This window comes from Streptomyces sp. NPDC091377 (assembly GCF_044757045.1).
Lineage (GTDB): Bacteria > Actinomycetota > Actinomycetes > Streptomycetales > Streptomycetaceae > Streptomyces.
The window spans coordinates 320,955-337,274 of the sequence record NZ_JBIVUE010000006.1; the positions used below are offsets into that span (position 1 = coordinate 320,955).

15 protein-coding genes are annotated in these 16,320 nt (G+C 69.8%); 6 read left to right on the forward strand and 9 right to left on the reverse strand.

Features of this window, described 5'->3' with window-relative positions:
- Nucleotides 1-106: 106 nt before the first annotated feature.
- Genes galT through galK form a run of 3 tightly spaced genes read left to right on the forward strand, consistent with a single transcriptional unit; the run spans nucleotide 107 to nucleotide 3,366 of the window.
- A complete protein-coding gene (gene galT, locus ACIQNG_RS16210) occupies nucleotides 107-1,168 on the forward strand; it encodes a galactose-1-phosphate uridylyltransferase (protein WP_401485509.1) in 1,062 nt (353 codons plus the stop codon).
- Nucleotides 1,165-2,193 (forward strand): UDP-glucose 4-epimerase GalE, encoded by a 1,029-nt coding sequence (gene galE / locus ACIQNG_RS16215; protein ID WP_401485511.1) that lies wholly within the window; start codon nucleotides 1,165-1,167, stop codon nucleotides 2,191-2,193. Before galT ends, galE begins: the two co-directional genes overlap by 4 nt.
- Entirely contained in the window at nucleotides 2,194-3,366 is a 1,173-nt protein-coding gene (gene galK / locus ACIQNG_RS16220) for a galactokinase (protein ID WP_401485513.1), read from the forward strand.
- Between the two features lie 90 nt (nucleotides 3,367-3,456).
- Here the strand turns inward: galK and ACIQNG_RS16225 are convergent, their stop codons facing one another.
- On the reverse strand, nucleotides 3,457-3,912 hold the full coding sequence (locus ACIQNG_RS16225; protein WP_401485515.1) for a GNAT family N-acetyltransferase: 456 nt from the start codon (nucleotides 3,910-3,912) through the stop codon (nucleotides 3,457-3,459).
- Nucleotides 3,913-4,169: 257 nt separating this feature from the next.
- Between ACIQNG_RS16225 and ACIQNG_RS16230 the strand changes: the two genes are divergently transcribed.
- Nucleotides 4,170-4,937 carry a LuxR C-terminal-related transcriptional regulator gene (locus tag ACIQNG_RS16230; RefSeq protein ID WP_401434230.1) on the forward strand — a complete coding sequence of 256 codons (768 nt, stop codon included), beginning with the start codon at nucleotides 4,170-4,172 and terminating at the stop codon, nucleotides 4,935-4,937.
- Here the strand turns inward: ACIQNG_RS16230 and tamR are convergent.
- Nucleotides 4,896-5,393, reverse strand: a complete 498-nt coding sequence (gene tamR, locus ACIQNG_RS16235; RefSeq protein WP_019753616.1) for a MarR family transcriptional regulator TamR — start codon at nucleotides 5,391-5,393, stop codon at nucleotides 4,896-4,898. The two genes, ACIQNG_RS16230 and tamR, sit on opposite strands and share 42 nt — an antisense overlap.
- Nucleotides 5,394-5,518: 125 nt before the next feature.
- Here tamR and ACIQNG_RS16240 point away from each other — a divergent pair, with 125 nt between their 5' ends.
- Complete coding sequence (locus ACIQNG_RS16240) at nucleotides 5,519-6,319, forward strand: trans-aconitate 2-methyltransferase (protein ID WP_401434232.1); 801 nt, start codon at nucleotides 5,519-5,521, stop codon at nucleotides 6,317-6,319.
- A gap of 203 nt (nucleotides 6,320-6,522) precedes the next feature.
- Here the strand turns inward: ACIQNG_RS16240 and ACIQNG_RS16245 are convergent, their stop codons facing one another.
- Together ACIQNG_RS16245 and ACIQNG_RS16250 are read right to left on the reverse strand one after the other, a co-directional pair.
- Nucleotides 6,523-7,197 carry a TetR family transcriptional regulator gene (locus ACIQNG_RS16245; RefSeq protein WP_401434235.1) on the reverse strand — a complete coding sequence of 225 codons (675 nt, stop codon included), beginning with the start codon at nucleotides 7,195-7,197 and terminating at the stop codon, nucleotides 6,523-6,525.
- The gene (locus tag ACIQNG_RS16250; RefSeq protein ID WP_401434237.1) at nucleotides 7,194-8,213 is read right to left on the reverse strand and encodes an acyl-CoA desaturase; all 1,020 of its coding nucleotides are present in this window, start codon (nucleotides 8,211-8,213) and stop codon (nucleotides 7,194-7,196) included. Before ACIQNG_RS16250 ends, ACIQNG_RS16245 begins: the two co-directional genes overlap by 4 nt.
- A gap of 529 nt (nucleotides 8,214-8,742) precedes the next feature.
- On the opposite strand from ACIQNG_RS16250, the gene ppc reads away from it, so the two are divergent.
- Complete coding sequence (gene ppc / locus ACIQNG_RS16255; protein WP_401485518.1) at nucleotides 8,743-11,475, forward strand: phosphoenolpyruvate carboxylase; 2,733 nt, start codon at nucleotides 8,743-8,745, stop codon at nucleotides 11,473-11,475.
- 27 nt (nucleotides 11,476-11,502) lie between these two features.
- On the opposite strand, the gene ACIQNG_RS16260 is transcribed toward ppc, so the two are convergent.
- The 5 genes from ACIQNG_RS16260 to glmU form a co-directional block, all read right to left on the reverse strand.
- The gene (locus tag ACIQNG_RS16260; RefSeq protein ID WP_401434241.1) at nucleotides 11,503-11,991 is read right to left on the reverse strand and encodes a hypothetical protein; all 489 of its coding nucleotides are present in this window, start codon (nucleotides 11,989-11,991) and stop codon (nucleotides 11,503-11,505) included.
- A 64-nt stretch (nucleotides 11,992-12,055) separates the two neighbouring features.
- Nucleotides 12,056-12,658 (reverse strand): aminoacyl-tRNA hydrolase, encoded by a 603-nt coding sequence (gene pth, locus ACIQNG_RS16265; protein WP_401485520.1) that lies wholly within the window; start codon nucleotides 12,656-12,658, stop codon nucleotides 12,056-12,058.
- A gap of 133 nt (nucleotides 12,659-12,791) precedes the next feature.
- Entirely contained in the window at nucleotides 12,792-13,391 is a 600-nt protein-coding gene (locus ACIQNG_RS16270; RefSeq protein WP_401485522.1) for a 50S ribosomal protein L25/general stress protein Ctc, read from the reverse strand.
- Nucleotides 13,392-13,690: 299 nt separating this feature from the next.
- Nucleotides 13,691-14,665 carry a ribose-phosphate diphosphokinase gene (locus tag ACIQNG_RS16275; RefSeq protein ID WP_401434248.1) on the reverse strand — a complete coding sequence of 325 codons (975 nt, stop codon included), beginning with the start codon at nucleotides 14,663-14,665 and terminating at the stop codon, nucleotides 13,691-13,693.
- 134 nt (nucleotides 14,666-14,799) lie between these two features.
- A complete protein-coding gene (gene glmU, locus ACIQNG_RS16280) occupies nucleotides 14,800-16,248 on the reverse strand; it encodes a bifunctional UDP-N-acetylglucosamine diphosphorylase/glucosamine-1-phosphate N-acetyltransferase GlmU (protein WP_401485524.1) in 1,449 nt (482 codons plus the stop codon).
- Between the last annotated feature and the right edge of the window lie 72 nt (nucleotides 16,249-16,320).

Genomic DNA, 16,320 nt, shown 5'->3' on the forward strand with positions numbered 1-16,320 from the left:
CCGGGGCGGGGGTGTCTCCGGTGCAGACAAGCCATGGTGGGTTGTGTTTTGATGTGTTGAGTTCTGTTGATGGATGTGCCGTGGTGGGCCGAAGGGGAGTCCGTACGTGAAGAAGACCTCGACCCGGCTGGCCGACGGTCGTGAACTGATCTACTACGACCTGAGCGACGCGACCGTCCGCACCGCCGCCGACCACCGGCCGCTGGAGCCCACGGTCACCTCCTCCGAGATCCGGCACGACCCCCTGCTCGGCGACACCGTCGCCATCGCCTCGCACCGGCAGAGCCGCACCTACCATCCCCCCGCCGACCAGTGCCCGCTCTGCCCGACCCGCGACGACCGGCTCAGCGAGATCCCCGACTCCTCCTACGACGTCGTGGTCTTCGAGAACCGCTTCCCCTCCCTCGCCGGCGACTCCGGCCGCTGCGAGGTCGTCTGCTTCACCCCCGACCACGACGCGTCCTTCGCCGACCTCGGCGAGGAACACACCCGACTGGTCCTCGACGCCTGGACCGACCGCACCGCCGAACTGTCCCATCTGCCCTCCGTACAGCAGGTGTTCTGCTTCGAGAACCGGGGCCGCGAGATCGGCGTCACCCTCCAGCACCCCCACGGCCAGATCTACGGCTACCCCTTCACCACCCCCCGCACCGCACTGATGCTCCGCCAGGCCGCCGCGCACAAGAGGGCCACCGGCGGCGGCAACCTCTTCGACGCCGTCCTGGAACGGGAACTCGCCGACAGTCGGGTCATCCTCACGGGTGAACACTGGGCCGCCTTCGTCCCGTACACCGCGCACTGGCCCTACGAGGTCCACCTGTACCCACGCCGCCGGGTGCCCGATCTGCTCGCCCTCGACGAGGCCGCGCGCGCCGAATTCCCGCGGATCTATCTGGAACTCTTGAAGCGCTTCGACCGGATCTTCGGCGAACAGGAGCCGCCGACGCCGTACATCGCGGCCTGGCACCAGGCCCCGTTCGGGCGACCGGACGGGTTCGAGGGCGTCGACCGCGACGACTTCGCGCTGCACCTGGAGCTTTTCACCACCCGTCGGACCTCCGGCAAGCTGAAGTTCCTCGCGGGTTCCGAGTCCGGTATGAGCGTGTTCATCAACGACGTGCCGCCGGAGCGCGCGGCCGAGCGACTGCGAGAGGTAGCGAGTTCATGAAGTACCTGGTGACGGGCGGAGCAGGGTACGTCGGCAGCGTGGTCGCCCAGCATCTGCTGGAGGCGGGCCACGAGGTCACCGTCCTCGACAACCTCTCCACCGGCTTCCGCGCGGGCGTCCCCGCCGGCGCCGCCTTCATCGAGGGCGACATCCGCGACGCCGCCAAGTGGCTCGACCCCTCCTACGCGGCGGTCCTCCACTTCGCCGCGTCCTCCCAGGTCGGCGAGTCCGTCGTGCGACCCGAGAAGTACTGGGACAACAACGTCGGCGGCACCATGGCCCTGCTCGCCGCGATGCGGGACGCGGGCGTACGCACCCTCGTCTTCTCCTCCACCGCCGCCACCTACGGCGAACCCGACCGGGTCCCCATCCCCGAGAGCGCCCCGACCCACCCCACCAACCCCTACGGCGCCTCCAAGCTCGCCGTCGACCACATGATCGGCGGCGAGGCCCGCGCCCACGGCCTCGCCGCGGTCTCCCTGCGCTACTTCAACGTCGCCGGCGCCTACGGCACCCACGGCGAACGCCACGACCCGGAGTCCCACCTCATCCCCCTCGTCCTCCAGGTCGCCCAGGGCCGCCGCGAGAGCATCTCCGTCTACGGCGACGACTACCCCACCCCCGACGGCACCTGCGTCCGCGACTACATCCATGTCGCCGACCTCGCCGAAGCCCACCTCCTGGCCCTGAACGCGGCCCGCCCCGGCGAGCACCTCATCTGCAACCTCGGCAACGGCAGCGGCTTCTCCGTCCGCGAGGTCATCGAGACCGTCCGCCGGGTCACCGGCCACCCCGTCCCCGAGACCGCCGCCCCCCGCCGCGGTGGCGACCCGGCCGTCCTGGTCGCCGCCGCCGACACCGCCCACGAGAAACTGGGCTGGACCCCGTCCCGCTCCGACCTCACCGCGATCGTCGCGGACGCCTGGCACTTCGCCCAGAACATCCAGGACACCCAGAACACCCAGAACGCCCAGGACACCCAGGACATCCAGGACGTCGAGAACGCCGGCACAGGAGAGCGATAAGTGAGCGCCCCGATCAGCGAAGCCTTCACCGCGCTCTACGGCAGAGCCCCCGACGGCGTCTGGGCGGCCCCCGGCCGCGTCAACCTCATCGGTGAACACACCGACTACAACGACGGCTTCGTGATGCCCTTCGCGCTGCCGCACACCACCGTCGCCGCCGTCTCCCGGCGCACCGACGGCCTGCTGCGCCTCCACTCCGCCGACGCCTCCGCCGACGGCACCGCGGGCACCGAGGGCGTCGTGGAACTGCGCGTCGACGCCCTCGCCCCCGGCACCGACCCGCACTGGACGGCGTACCCCGCCGGGGTCGTCTGGGCGCTGCGCGAGGCCGGGCACCCCGTCACCGGCGCCGACCTGCACCTCGCCTCCACCGTCCCGGTCGGCGCGGGCCTGTCCTCCTCGGCGGCCCTGGAGGTCGTCGTCGCCCTCGCGCTCAACGACCTGTACGCGCTCGACCTGCCCCGCTGGAAACTCGCCCGGCTCTGCCAGCGCGCCGAGAACGTCTACGTCGGCGCCCCCACCGGGATCATGGACCAGACCGCGTCCGCCTGCTGCACCGCCGGACACGCCCTGTTCCTCGACACCCGCGACCTGTCCGTACGGCAGATCCCCTTCGACCTCGCCGCCGAGGGGATGCGGCTGCTCGTGGTCGACACCCGCGTCCGGCACGCCCACAGCGACGGCGAGTACGGCAAACGCCGCGCGGGCTGCGAGAAGGGCGCCGCCCTGCTGGGCGTGGACGCCCTGCGGGACGTGCCCTACGACGGCCTGGACACGGCGCTCGCCGGGCTCGGCGACGAGGACGAGGTGCGCCGGCTGGTCCGGCACATCGTCACCGAGAACCAGCGCGTCGAACGGGTCGCCGCACTGCTGGAGGCGGGCCGCACCCGGGAGATCGGACCGCTGCTCACCGAGGGCCACGCCTCCCTGCGCGACGACTTCCGCATCTCCTGCCCCGAGTTGGACACCGCGGTCGACTCCGCCCTCGCGGCCGGTGCTCTCGGCGCCCGGATGACCGGCGGCGGCTTCGGCGGCTCGGCGATCGTCCTGGCGGAGACGGGGGACGTGGAGACGATCACCAAGGCGGTGGCGGCGGCGTTCGCGGCGGCCGGACACACACCCCCGAGGACGTTCGAGGCGGTCCCGTCGGCCGGGGCCGCACGACTCGCCTGAACCGCACGACAGGGCACAGCGCGGCACGACACGGCGCGGTACGCCCCCCGGGCCGGCCCCGCCCGGCCCGGCCGACCCGGCCGACCGCGCTCAGCCGAGTCGCTTGGTCAGCGTGTACTCGGTGATCCCCGGCGGATAGTCGGGGATCACGCACACCACGTCGTACCCCTGCTTCCGGTAGAAGTCCGGCGCCTGGAAGTCCCAGGTCTCCAGGCGCACGGCCCGGCAGCCCCGCTCCGCGCGCGCGATCCGCTCGGCCTCCGCGAGCAGCGCCGCGCCCAGCCCGCCGCCGCGCCGGTGTTCGTCCACCCACAGATACGTCACATGCAGCCAGCCGCCCCAGGTGTACCCGACCAGCCCGCCGTGGAACGCGTCGGAGGCGTCCAGCATCCAGAGCTGCAACGGCACTTCGCGCTCGTGCGGGGTGTCGCGCAGGGCGCGCAGTCTGGGGGAGGCCGCCGTGTTGGCGGCCCGCAGCCGGGCCCGTAGGAGATCGCACCGGGATCTGTCGACTTCCGCAACGAGACGAAACATGCGGCTCACCATAAACGCGGTCGGCCGGTCAGTTCCGCGAATCACCTTCCACCGCCCGCTCCCGGCCGTACTCTGATGAACAGTGCCGGTGGGGGCCGGCACGGTTCAGGGGGCGAGACCAAGTCGGGTACGACATCGGTACGACAGTCGGGTACGACGCCCGATCGGGGGGTAGCAGTCTCTGCACGGCGGCGGCCGAGCGGCTCTGGCATCCTCCGGGCGTCCTGCCCGCACCGGTCGTCGTACCTCCGGACCAGTGGGGGTTGTCAGTGGTTCGCATCCGAGTCCTGGTCGTGGACGACCATCGTATTTTCGCCGAGTCCCTCGCCGCCGCACTGGCGGCCGAGCCGGACGTCGACGTGTCCGCGGCCGGCAGCGGCCCGGCCGCGCTGCGCAGCCTGGAGCGCGCCGCGGCCGAGGGCCGCCGCTACGACGTGCTGCTCGTGGACGCGGACCTCGGCTGCACCGCGCCGGGCGTCCGGGCGGCGGTACCGGTGACGGAGGTCGGTGAGGACGGGCTGGTCGACGGGATATCACTGGTCGCGGGCGTGCGGACGGCACAGCCCGCGATCCGGGCCGTCGTCCTCGCCGAGAAGGACGACCCGCGGCGGGCGGCGCTCGCCATCCAGGCCGGCGCGTCCGGCTGGGTCGCGAAGGACTGCTCGCTGTCCCGGCTGCTGACGGTGATACGGGGCGTGCTGCGGGACGAGACCCATCTGCCGCCCGCCCTGCTGACCGGGGTCCTGCGGGAGCTGACGGCCGCGCGCAAGCACCGCACCGAGAGCGAACGGCTGGTGGAGTCACTCACCCCGCGGGAGCGAGAGGTACTGCGCTGCATGGTGGCGGGGCTGGGCCGCAAGGCGGTCGCGGAACGGCTGTTCCTCTCCCCGCACACGGTCCGCACCCATATGCAGAACGTGCTGGGCAAGCTCGGGGTGCACTCCACGCTGGCCGCGGTGGCGCTCGCCCGCCGGGCCGGGGTCGGTCCGGTGGACCTAACCGGGGATGTTGTCGAACGGGGCGGTCAGCTGGCGTAGCAGCGCGGCGAGTTCACCGCGCTGGGCGCGGGACAGCTCGGCGAGGATCGCCCGCTCCTGGTCGAGGAGCCCGGCGAGCGCCTGGTCGGCGCGGTCCCGCCCCTCGTCGGTGAGACGGACCAGCACCCCACGCCGGTCGCTGGGGTCGGGCAACCGCTCGACCAGGCCCTTCTTCGCGAGCCGGTCGATACGGTTGGTCATGGTGCCGGATGTGACCAGGGTCTGGGTGAGCAACTGACCGGGGGAGAGCTGGTACGGGGTGCCCGCGCGGCGCAGCGCCGTGAGCACATCGAACTCCCAGGGCTCCAGACTGTGCTCGGAGAACGCCAGCCGACGCGCGCGGTCCAGATGCCGGGCCAGTCTGCTGACCCGGCTGAGCACTTCGAGCGGCTCCACGTCGAGGTCCGGGCGCTCCCGGCGCCACGCTGCGACCAGCCGATCGACCTCGTCCTCCATGACGATCAGTGTAGTGGTTGTGTCGACATGAAGTCTCTTGACATCAAGATATATGGCGGGGCAGGCTGGACATACCTAGAGTCCCGCGACCTTCTCGTCGTGCCCGCCCTCAAGGAGACCCCGCCATGCCCACCCCCGTCTGGGACCCCGCCCAGTACCTGCGTCACGCCGGGCACCGGGCCCGGCCCTTCACCGACCTGCTCGCCCGGGTCCCCGACCTGCCCGCCGAGCGGCCCCGGATCGCCGACCTCGGCTGCGGCCCCGGCACCGTCACCACCGTGCTCGCCGCCCGCTGGCCCGCCGCGCACATCACCGGCTACGACAACTCCCCGCAGATGCTCGCCGACGCCCACGCCCACGCCGGGCCCACGCCGGGCGGCGGCAGCCTCGACTTCACCGAGGCCGACGCGCTCACCTGGACGCCGGACGAGACCCACGACCTGATCATCAGCAACGCCCTGCTGCAATGGGTCCCCGGCCATGTGGACCGCTTCTCCGACTGGATCGCCGCGCTGGCCCCCGGCGGCACGTTCGCCTTCCAGGTCCCCGGCAACTTCGACGCCCCCAGCCACCGTCTGATGCGCACCCTGGCCGCCCAGGATCCCCGCCTCGACGGAGTGCTCCGCCATGACGACGCCGTCCTGACCCCGTCCGCCTACCTGTCCGTCCTCACCGGCCTGGGCTGCGAGGCCGACGTGTGGGAGACGACGTACGTCCATCTCCTCCAGGGCCCCGACCCGGTCCTCGACTGGGTCAAGGGCACCGGCCTGCGCCCGATCCTCACGGCCCTGGCCGACGACGAGGAGGCGAAGGACGCCTTCCTGACCCAATACCGCACCCACCTGCGCGGGGCCTACCCCCAAACCCCCCAGGGCACCCCGTTCCCCTTCCGAAGAATCTTCGCAGTAGCCCAAAAACAGCCCTGACCCCACCCCCGACAGACAGCCGAAGTCAAACCCCAGCCCACCCCCACCAGGGGCGCGAGGAACTGCGCAAACCCACCCCCGGCGCAAACCCAAAGTCACACCCCAGCCCACCCCCACCAGGGGCGCGGGGAACTGCGCAAAACCCACCCCCGGCGGACAGCCGAAGTCACACCCCAGCCCACCCCGCACCGCAGGCACCCCACTCAACTCTTCCGGTGCCCGATCAACCCCGGCTTCGGCTCCAACCCGTTCAACCCGTGCCACGCCAGATTCACCAGATGCGCCGCCACCTCCGACTTCTTGGGCCTGCGCACCTCCAGCCACCACTGCCCGGTCAGCGCGACCATGCCCACCAGCGCCTGGGCGTACAGCGGCGCCAGCTTGGGGTCGAAGCCGCGGCTCTTGAACTCCTTGCCGAGGATGTCCTCCACCTGCGTCGCGATGTCCGAGATCAGCGACGCGAAGGACCCCGTCGACTGCGGGATGGGCGAGTCACGGACCAGGATGCGGAACCCGTCCGTGTTGTCCTCGATGTAGTCCAGCAGCGCGAACGCCGCCTGTTCCAGCAGCTCCCGCGGATGCCCCGCGGTCAGCGACCCCGTCACACCCTCCAGCAGACGCCGCATCTCGCGGTCGACGACCACCGCGTACAGCCCTTCCTTGCCACCGAAGTGTTCGTACACCACCGGCTTGGACACCCCGGCCTTCGCCGCGATCTCCTCCACCGACGTCCCCTCGAACCCCTTCGCCGCGAACAGCGTGCGCCCGATGGTCAGCAACTGCTGACGTCGCTCCGCACCGGTCATCCGGGTGCGGCGGGTACGCCGCGGCTTGTCGTTGCTGGGGGTGCTGGAGTCGGTGGCCACACCGTCAATCATGCCGCCTCGGCCGTCTCCTTCCGCTGCCGGGCGCCGTCCTCCCCGTCACTGCGGCGGGAATCGATACGCGAGCGTGACGGCCAGCGCACGTCGGACGCCCATCCGGCCAGCTCGAACCAGCGGATCAGCCGCGCCGAGGAGTCCAGCTGCCAGCGCTCCACACCGTGCCGCGCGGAGGTCGGGTCGGCATGGTGCAGGTTGTGCCAGGACTCACCGCAGGACAGGATCGCCAGCCACCACACATTGCCCGAGCGGTCCCGTGAACGGAACGGCCGCTTGCCCACCGCGTGGCAGATCGAGTTGATCGACCACGTCACATGATGCAGCAACGCCACCCGGACGAGTGACCCCCAGAAGAACGCGGTGAACGCGCCCCACCAGGACATCGTCACCAGGCCGCCGATCAGCGCGGGCAGCGCCAGCGACACCACGGTCCACAGCAGGAACTGCCGGGAGATGGCCCGCAGCGTCCGGTCCTTGATCAGATCCGGCGCGTACTTCTCCTGCGGAGTCCGCTCCGTATCGAACATCCATCCGATATGGGCCCACCACAGGCCCTTCATCAGAGCCGGCACGGTCTCGCCGTACCGCCACGGCGAATGCGGGTCGCCCTCGGCGTCGGAGAACCGGTGGTGCTTGCGATGGTCGGCCACCCAGCGCACCAGCGGCCCCTCCACCGCCAGCGACCCCGCGATCGCCAGCGCGATCTTCAACGGCCGGTTCGCCTTGAAGGAACTGTGCGTGAAGTGCCGGTGGAAACCGATCGTGATGCCGTGGCAGCCGAGGTAGTAGAAGAACACCAGCAGACCGAGGTCCAGCCAGCTCACCCCCCAGCCCCACGCCAGCGGCACCGCCGCGAGCAGCGCGACGAACGGTACGACGATGAACAGCAGCAAGGTGATCTGCTCAAGAGAACCCTTGTGGTCACCGCCCAGCGTGGCGGGAGGCGACGGCTCGCCGGACGTCGGTGACGCCGGCTGCTCGGCCTCGTCGATCACATCGGAACTCGTGGTCATGGGTGTCCCCTGGGGGGTCGTGGGTCTGGACTGGCGGGATGCGGCGGAACGCGGCGGAACAGGGAAGGGCGGAAACAGGGCGAACGGGGGAGCGGCTGAGCGGGGGGAACGTCGGGGGAAACATCGGAGGGAACTCGGAGGGAACAGGGAAACGGGGGAGCCGGGGAAACAGCTCCGCGGAACCATCCCTACGCTTCCGTAACCTACGGCGTCGTAAGTATGTCAGCGCGCCGCCCTGCGGCAAGAGCCCGACCGCCTGCGCGTGCCGCCCGCCACCTATCCTTGATGTCGGTCGGACAGCGCGGTCCGCTCTGGATCCATTCCTCTCACCATCCCCTTCCCCGGAAGTCCACGGAAGTCCACGGAAGTCCCCGGAAATCCCCGGAAATCCCCGGAAGACCTTCTTCCCCGGACGCCCGGCCCGTCATGCGGACCCGCCGCGCGACGGTCACCGGGTACCCGCATGTACGAGCTTCAGACGAGCCCCGAACTCATCAGCCGAGCCTCCACACTGCAAGGAGCCGCACCTGTGAGCAGTGCCGACGACCACACCACGACGACCAGCACCGAGCTGCGCGCCGACATCCGCCGGCTGGGCGACCTCCTCGGCGAGACCCTCGTCCGCCAGGAAGGCCCCGAACTGCTGGAACTCGTCGAAAAGGTACGCCGCCTCACCCGAGAGGACGGCGAGGCCGCCGCCGAGCTGCTGCGCGGAACCGAACTGGAGACCGCCGCCAAGCTGGTCCGCGCCTTCTCCACCTACTTCCACCTCGCCAACGTCACCGAACAGGTGCACCGTGGCCGCGAACTGCGCGCCAAGCGCGCCGCCGAAGGCGGACTGCTCACCCGCACCGCCGACCGCCTCAAGGACGCCGACCCCGAACACCTGCGCCAGACCGTCCGCCACCTCAGCGTCCGCCCGGTCTTCACCGCCCACCCCACCGAAGCCGCCCGCCGCTCCGTCCTCAACAAGCTCCGCCGCATCGCCGCCCTCCTCGACACCCCGGTCATCGAATCCGACCGCCGCCGCCACGACACCCGGCTCGCCGAGAACATCGACCTCGTCTGGCAGACCGACGAACTGCGCGTCGTACGCCCCGAGCCCGCCGACGAGGCCCGCAACGCCATCTACTACCTCGACGAACTCCACGCCAACGCCGTAGGCGACGTCCTGGAGGACCTCACCGCCGAGCTGGAACGCGTCGGCGTCGAACTCCCCGCCGACGTCCGCCCCCTCACCTTCGGCACCTGGATCGGCGGCGACCGCGACGGCAACCCCAACGTCACCCCCCAGGTCACCTGGGACGTCCTCATCCTCCAGCACGAACACGGCATCAACGACGCCCTGGAGATGATCGACGAACTCCGCGGCTTCCTCTCCAACTCCATCCGCTACACCGGCGCCACCGAAGAACTCCTCACCTCCCTCCAGAGCGACCTCGAACGCCTCCCCGAGATCAGCCCCCGCTACAAGCGGCTCAACGCCGAAGAGCCCTACCGGCTCAAGGCCACCTGCATCCGCCAGAAGCTCGTCAACACCAAGCAGCGCCTCGCCAAGGGCACCCCCCACCAGCCCGGCCGCGACTACCTCGGCACCACCGAGCTGCTCCAGGACCTCACCCTCATCCAGACCTCGCTCAGGGACCACCGCGGCGCCCTCTTCGCCGACGGCCGGATGAACCGCACCATCCGCACCCTCGCCGCCTTCGGCCTCCAGCTCGCCACTATGGACGTCCGCGAACACGCCGACGCCCACCACCACGCCCTCGGCCAGCTCTTCGACCGCGTCGGCGAGGAATCCTGGCGCTACACCGACATGCCCCGCGACTACCGCACCAAGCTGCTGGCCAAGGAACTGCGCTCCCGCCGCCCCCTCGCCCCCACCCCGGCCCCCGTCGACGCCGCCGGAGCCAAGACCCTCGGCGTGTTCCAGACCGTCAAGCGAGCCCTGGAAGTCTTCGGCCCCGAAGTCGTCGAGTCGTACATCATCTCCATGTGCCAGGGCGCCGACGACGTCTTCGCCGCCGCCGTCCTCGCCCGCGAGGCCGGCCTCATCGACCTGCACGCCGGATGGGCCAAGGTCGGCATCGTCCCGCTCCTCGAAACCACCGACGAACTCAAGGCCGCCGACTCCATCCTCGAAGACATGCTCGCCGACCCCTCCTACCGACGCCTCGTCGCCCTGCGCGGCGACGTCCAGGAGGTCATGCTCGGCTACAGCGACTCCTCCAAGTTCGGCGGCATCACCACCAGCCAGTGGGAGATCCACCGCGCCCAGCGCCGCCTGCGCGACGTCGCCCACCGCTACGGCGTACGCCTGCGCCTCTTCCACGGCCGCGGCGGCACCGTCGGCCGCGGCGGCGGCCCCACCCACGACGCGATCCTCGCCCAGCCCTGGGGCACCCTCGAAGGCGAGATCAAGGTCACCGAACAGGGCGAGGTCATCTCCGACAAGTACCTCATCCCGTCCCTCGCCAGGGAAAACCTCGAACTCACCGTCGCCGCCACCCTCCAGGCATCCGCCCTGCACACCGCGCCCCGCCAGTCCGACGAAGCACTCGCCCGCTGGGACGCCGCCATGGACGTCGTCAGCGACGCCGCCCACACCGTCTACCGCCGGCTCGTCGACGACCCCGACCTGCCCGCCTACTTCTTCGCCTCCACCCCCGTCGACCAACTCGCCGACCTCCACCTCGGCTCCCGCCCCAGCCGCCGACCCGACTCCGGCGCCGGACTCGACGGACTCCGCGCCATCCCCTGGGTCTTCGGCTGGACCCAGTCCCGGCAGATCGTCCCCGGCTGGTTCGGCGTCGGCTCCGGCCTCAAGGCCCTGCGCGAAGCCGGCCTCGACACCGTCCTGGACGAGATGTACGGACAGTGGCACTTCTTCCGCAACTTCGTCTCCAACGTCGAGATGACCCTCGCCAAGACCGACCTGCGGATCGCCGGCCACTACGTCGACACCCTCGTCCCCGACCACCTCAAGCACGTCTTCGACACCATCCGCACCGAACACGAACGCACCACCGCCGAAGTACTCAAGATCACCGGCGGCACCGAACTCCTCGACGCCCAACCCGTCCTCAAGCAGACCTTCACCATCCGCGACGCCTACCTCGACCCCATCTCCTACCTCCAGGTCGCCCTCCTCAAGCGCCAGCGCGACGCCACCGAAGCAGGCACCGACCCCGACCCCGTCCTCAGCCGCGCCCTGCTGCTGACCGTCAACGGAGTCGCCGCCGGCCTGCGCAACACCGGCTGACCCACCCCCGGCCCGGGTCCGGCACGGTCAGACGGCCAAGAACGCCGCCGTCACCAACACCGCACCGGACCCGGCCATCACCCACGCCACCCGCGTCCACCGCAACCCACCCGCCACCACCACCGACGCCAGCAACAACGCCCCACCCCACGGCACCCACGCGTACACCACCCCACCCGGCCCCGACCGCACCGCCACATCCCGGCCCGGCTTCATCACCACCGCGTACGTACGCCCCTTCTCGACCCCGACCGAACCGTCCAGCACCACCGACTCCCGCGCCCTGCCCCCCACCGACGACGGAACGAACCGCCCACCGCACCCCTCGTCACCGCACCGCGCCACCTCGACCGTGCCCCGCTCACGCCCCTTGGTCAGCATCACGTACTGCGCCGAACCCCACGAAGCCCACACCCCGGCGATCAGGATCAGCACGGCGACCGTCCCCATCGCCACACGACGCCCGAACCGCAGCGCGACACCCGCACCCTGACTGGACCCCACCGCAGAACGCATGGCCCGGATCCTTGGCCATCACCGCACACCCGGTCAACTCAGCCAGGTCGGCCGCCACAAGCCGTCACGTGTTGTACGTACTCTGCGCCCGCTCAAGCCCCTCCGCCAGCAGCGCCTCCACGGAGTCCGCCGCCCGGTCCACGAACCAGTCCAGCTCCTTGCGCTCCGTGGACGAGAAATCCTTCAGCACGAAATCGGCGACCTGCATCCGCCCCGGCGGCCGGCCGATCCCGCACCGCACCCGGTGATAGTCCGCACCCATCACCTTCGTCATCGACTTCAACCCGTTGTGGCCGTTGTCCCCACCACCCAGCTTCAGCCGCAGCGTCCCGTAATCGATGTCCAACTCGTCATGGACGGCCACCACCCGATCCACCGGCACCTTGTAGAAATCCCGCAGCGCGTTCACCGGACCACCCGACAGATTCATGAACGACATCGGCTTCACCAGCACCACCCGCCGGCTCCCCGGACCCGGCGCACCGATCCGCCCCTCCACCACCTGCGCCTGCGCCTTGCCCGCCCGCTTGAACTTCCCGCCGATCCGCCCGGCCAGCAGATCGGCCACCATGAACCCCACGTTGTGCCGGTTCATCGCGTACTCGGGCCCAGGATTGCCCAGCCCCACGATCAGCCAGGGGGCACCCGCGTCGGTCGTCACGTCCATGACTCCTTCATCGTCACCTGCATACGCGACCTCATCATCGGCCCCATCATCACGCCCCCACAGACGCGACCAGCCGCCGCCCCCAGGACAGGGACGACGGCTGGTCGCGGGAAATCTGACGTCACCGCGGCTCTCAGACCTCGGCGACAGCCTCGTCGCCCTCGGCGGCCTCGCCCTCCGGGGCCTCCTCCGCCTGCGCGGCCAGCACCTGGAGCACGACCGTGTCGCCCTCGACGGCCAGCGTGGAGCCCTTCGGCAGGGAGATGTCCTTGGCCAGGATGGACGCACCGGCCTCCAGACCCTCCACGGAGACCGTCACGGCCTCGGGGATGTGCGTGGCCTCGGCCTCGACCGGCAGCGTGTTGAGCACATGCTCCAGCAGGTTGCCACCCGCCGCCAGCTCACCCTCGGCGTGCACCGGGATCTCGACCGTGACCTTCTCGCCACGCTTGACCAGCAGCAGGTCGACGTGCTCCAGGAAACCCTTCAGCGGGTCACGCTGCACGGACTTCGGAATGGCCAGCTCATTGCGCTTGCCGTCGATCTCCAGGGCGATCAGCACGTTCGGCGTACGCAGCGCCAGCAGCAGCTCGTGGCCCGGCAGGGTCAGGTGGATCGGGTCCACACCGTGGCCGTACAGCACCACGGGGACCTTGCTGTCACGACGGATACGACGCGCGGCACCCTTGCCGAACTCATTGCGCGTCTCGGCGGCGAGCTTCACCTCGGACATATGGATCACTCCTCGTAGAAAACAGAAACGGACGTGGTCACCCGGCCACGAACGGCCTGCTACGAAGAGCGCGTCGATAACGGACGCCGACCGCTCCACCGGACTCACCGGAAGCGGCACGGCCTCCCTCGCCGAGCAACTGCACCAGAGTACTCGGCGGGGGAGGCCACAGAAAAATCGATCAACACGACCACGCGATCAGAACCACGCGACCAGAACCCGAACGGTCGGGTTCCGACCGATCAGAACCACGCGATCAGAACCCGACCGATCAGAACCGCATCATCAAGACCGGCCGCTCACTGCTCGTCGAACAGGCTGGTGACCGACCCGTCCTCGAACACCTCACGCACCGCGCTCGCGATCGTCGGCGCGATCGACAACACCGTGATCTTGTCCAGGTCCAGCTCACCCGGCGTCGGCAGCGTGTCCGTGAACACGAACTCACTCACCTTCGAACTCTTCAGCCGATCCCCCGCCGGACCCGACAGCACCCCGTGCGTCGCCGTCACGATCACATCCTCCGCACCGTGCGCGAAGAGCGCCTCCGCGGCGGCACAGATCGTCCCACCGGTGTCGATCATGTCGTCCACCAGCACACAGACCCGGCCCTCGACCTCACCCACGACCTCATGGACGGTCACCTGATTGGCCACATCCTTGTCCCGGCGCTTGTGCACGATCGCCAGCGGAGCACCCAACCGGTCGCACCAGCGATCGGCCACCCGCACCCGACCCGCGTCCGGCGACACGACCGTCAGCTTCGAACGGTCCACCTTCTTGCCCACATAGTCCGCCAGCAGCGGCAACGCGAACAGATGATCCACCGGCCCGTCGAAGAAGCCCTGGATCTGGTCGGTGTGCAGATCCACGGTCAGGATGCGGTCCGCACCCGCCGTCTTCATCATGTCGGCGATCAACCGCGCCGAGATCGGTTCACGGCCCCGGTGCTTCTTGTCCTGCCGGGCGTAACCGTAGAACGGCACGATCACCGTGATGGAACGGGCCGACGCCCGCTTCAACGCATCGATCATGATCAACTGCTCCATGATCCACTTATTGATCGGAGCCGTGTGGCTCTGGATCAAAAAGCAGTCCGCACCGCGCGCCGACTCCTGATAACGCACATAGATCTCTCCATTGGCGAAATCGAAGGCCTTCGTCGGGACAACCCCGACACCCAGCTGGTGGGCGACCTCCTCGGCAAGCTCGGGGTGGGCGCGGCCGGAGAAGAACATCAACTTCTTCTCGCCGGTCGTCTTGATCCCGGTCACAGCACTGTCTCCTCAGAGGTGTCTCAACTGGGTGTGGGCACGACGGCTCAGCTGGGCGCCAGACGTCGTCTCAGCTGGTGGGGTGCGAGTGGGCACTTATCACGGTACGCCGTGTTCGGACCGTCGGTTTCCGGTCAGCCCGCGCCACCTGGCTCCCGAGCAGCCGCCTCAGCCGCCTTCGCGGCAGCGCTCCCAGGACGCTTACGAGCCACCCAACCCTCGATATTCCGCTGCTGACCACGGGCCACAGCCAGCGAACCGGGCGGTACGTCCTTCGTGATCACAGACCCGGCAGCGGTGTACACACCGTCCCCGACCGTGACAGGCGCCACAAACATGTTGTCCGAACCCGTACGGCAATGAGAGCCGATCGTCGTGTGGTGCTTGTGCTCCCCGTCATAGTTCACAAACACACTGGCAGCACCGATGTTGGTGAACTCACCGATCGTCGCGTCCCCGACATACGACAGATGCGGAACCTTCGACCCCTCCCCGACCACCGCGTTCTTCGTCTCCACATACGTACCGACCTTCGCCTTCAACCCCAGCCGCGTCCCCGGCCGCAGATAGGCGTACGGCCCCACGCTCGCCGACTCACCCACCTCCGCCCCCTCCGAGACCGTGTTGTCCACCCGCGCCCCCGCCCCGACCCGGGTGTCCCGCAGCCGGCTGTTCGGACCCACCTCCGCCCCCTGGCCCAGATGCGTCGCCCCCTGCAACAAGGTGTTCGGATGCACCAGCACGTCCTGCTCGTACGTGACCGTCACATCCAGCCAGGTCGACGCCGGATCCACCACCGTCACCCCCGCCAGCATGGCCTCCCTCAGCAACCGCCCGTTCAGAGCCCGGCGAGCCTCGGAGAGCTGGATCCGGTTGTTGATCCCGGCGATCTCATGGTGATCCCCCGCGACCGACGCCCCCACCCGGTGCCCCGCCTCACGCAGAATGCCCAGCACATCCGTCAGATACTCCTCGCCCTGACTGTTGTCCGTCCGGACCTTCCCCAGCGCCTCCGCCAGCAACGGCCCGTCGAACGCGAACACCCCGGAATTGATCTCCCGGATCGCCCGCTGCGCATCCGAGGCGTCCTTGTGCTCCACGATCGCCGTCACCGCCCCCGACGCCGCGTCCCGCACGATCCGCCCGTACCCCGTCGCGTCCGGCACCTCCGCCGTCAGCACCGTCACCGCGTTGCCGTCCTCGGTGTGCGTCCGCGCCAGCGCCCGCAGCGTCCCGCCGGTCAGCAGCGGCGTGTCACCGCAGACCACCACCACCGTGCCGTCCAGGACCCCGCCCAGCTCCTCCAGACCGATCCGCACCGCGTGCCCGGTCCCGTTCCGCCGCGCCTGCACGGCGGTACGGGCCTGCGGGGCGACCTCGGCGAGATGCGCGGTGACCTGCTCCCGGGCGTGGCCCACGACCACCACGAGCTGTTCCGGTCCCAATTCATCCGCGGCGGCCAGCACATGACCGACGAGACTGCGACCGCACAGCTCGTGCAGGACCTTGGGTGTGGCCGACTTCATACGGGTGCCCTCACCCGCTGCGAGGACGACGACGGCTGCCGGGCGAATGACGCTCACGGGATGCCCTTCGGCTGTGGAGGGGGTGTGGACATCCGCAGGATACCGGGGGTGACGGGATCGAACATGAGA

Excerpts from the sequence above, each read along its gene's own strand:
- galE (WP_401485511.1), top strand. The coding sequence starts at position 1,165 with ATGAAGTACCTGGTGACGGGCGGAGCAGGGTACGTCGGCAGCGTGGTC.
- ACIQNG_RS16225 (WP_401485515.1), bottom strand. The coding sequence starts at position 3,912 with ATGGTGAGCCGCATGTTTCGTCTCGTTGCGGAAGTCGACAGATCCCGG.
- tamR (WP_019753616.1), bottom strand. The coding sequence starts at position 5,393 with ATGGAGGACGAGGTCGATCGGCTGGTCGCAGCGTGGCGCCGGGAGCGC.
- ACIQNG_RS16240 (WP_401434232.1), top strand. The coding sequence starts at position 5,519 with ATGCCCACCCCCGTCTGGGACCCCGCCCAGTACCTGCGTCACGCCGGG.
- ACIQNG_RS16245 (WP_401434235.1), bottom strand. The coding sequence starts at position 7,197 with ATGATTGACGGTGTGGCCACCGACTCCAGCACCCCCAGCAACGACAAG.
- ACIQNG_RS16250 (WP_401434237.1), bottom strand. The coding sequence starts at position 8,213 with ATGACCACGAGTTCCGATGTGATCGACGAGGCCGAGCAGCCGGCGTCA.
- ACIQNG_RS16260 (WP_401434241.1), bottom strand. The coding sequence starts at position 11,991 with ATGCGTTCTGCGGTGGGGTCCAGTCAGGGTGCGGGTGTCGCGCTGCGG.
- pth (WP_401485520.1), bottom strand. The coding sequence starts at position 12,658 with ATGGACGTGACGACCGACGCGGGTGCCCCCTGGCTGATCGTGGGGCTG.
- ACIQNG_RS16270 (WP_401485522.1), bottom strand. The coding sequence starts at position 13,391 with ATGTCCGAGGTGAAGCTCGCCGCCGAGACGCGCAATGAGTTCGGCAAG.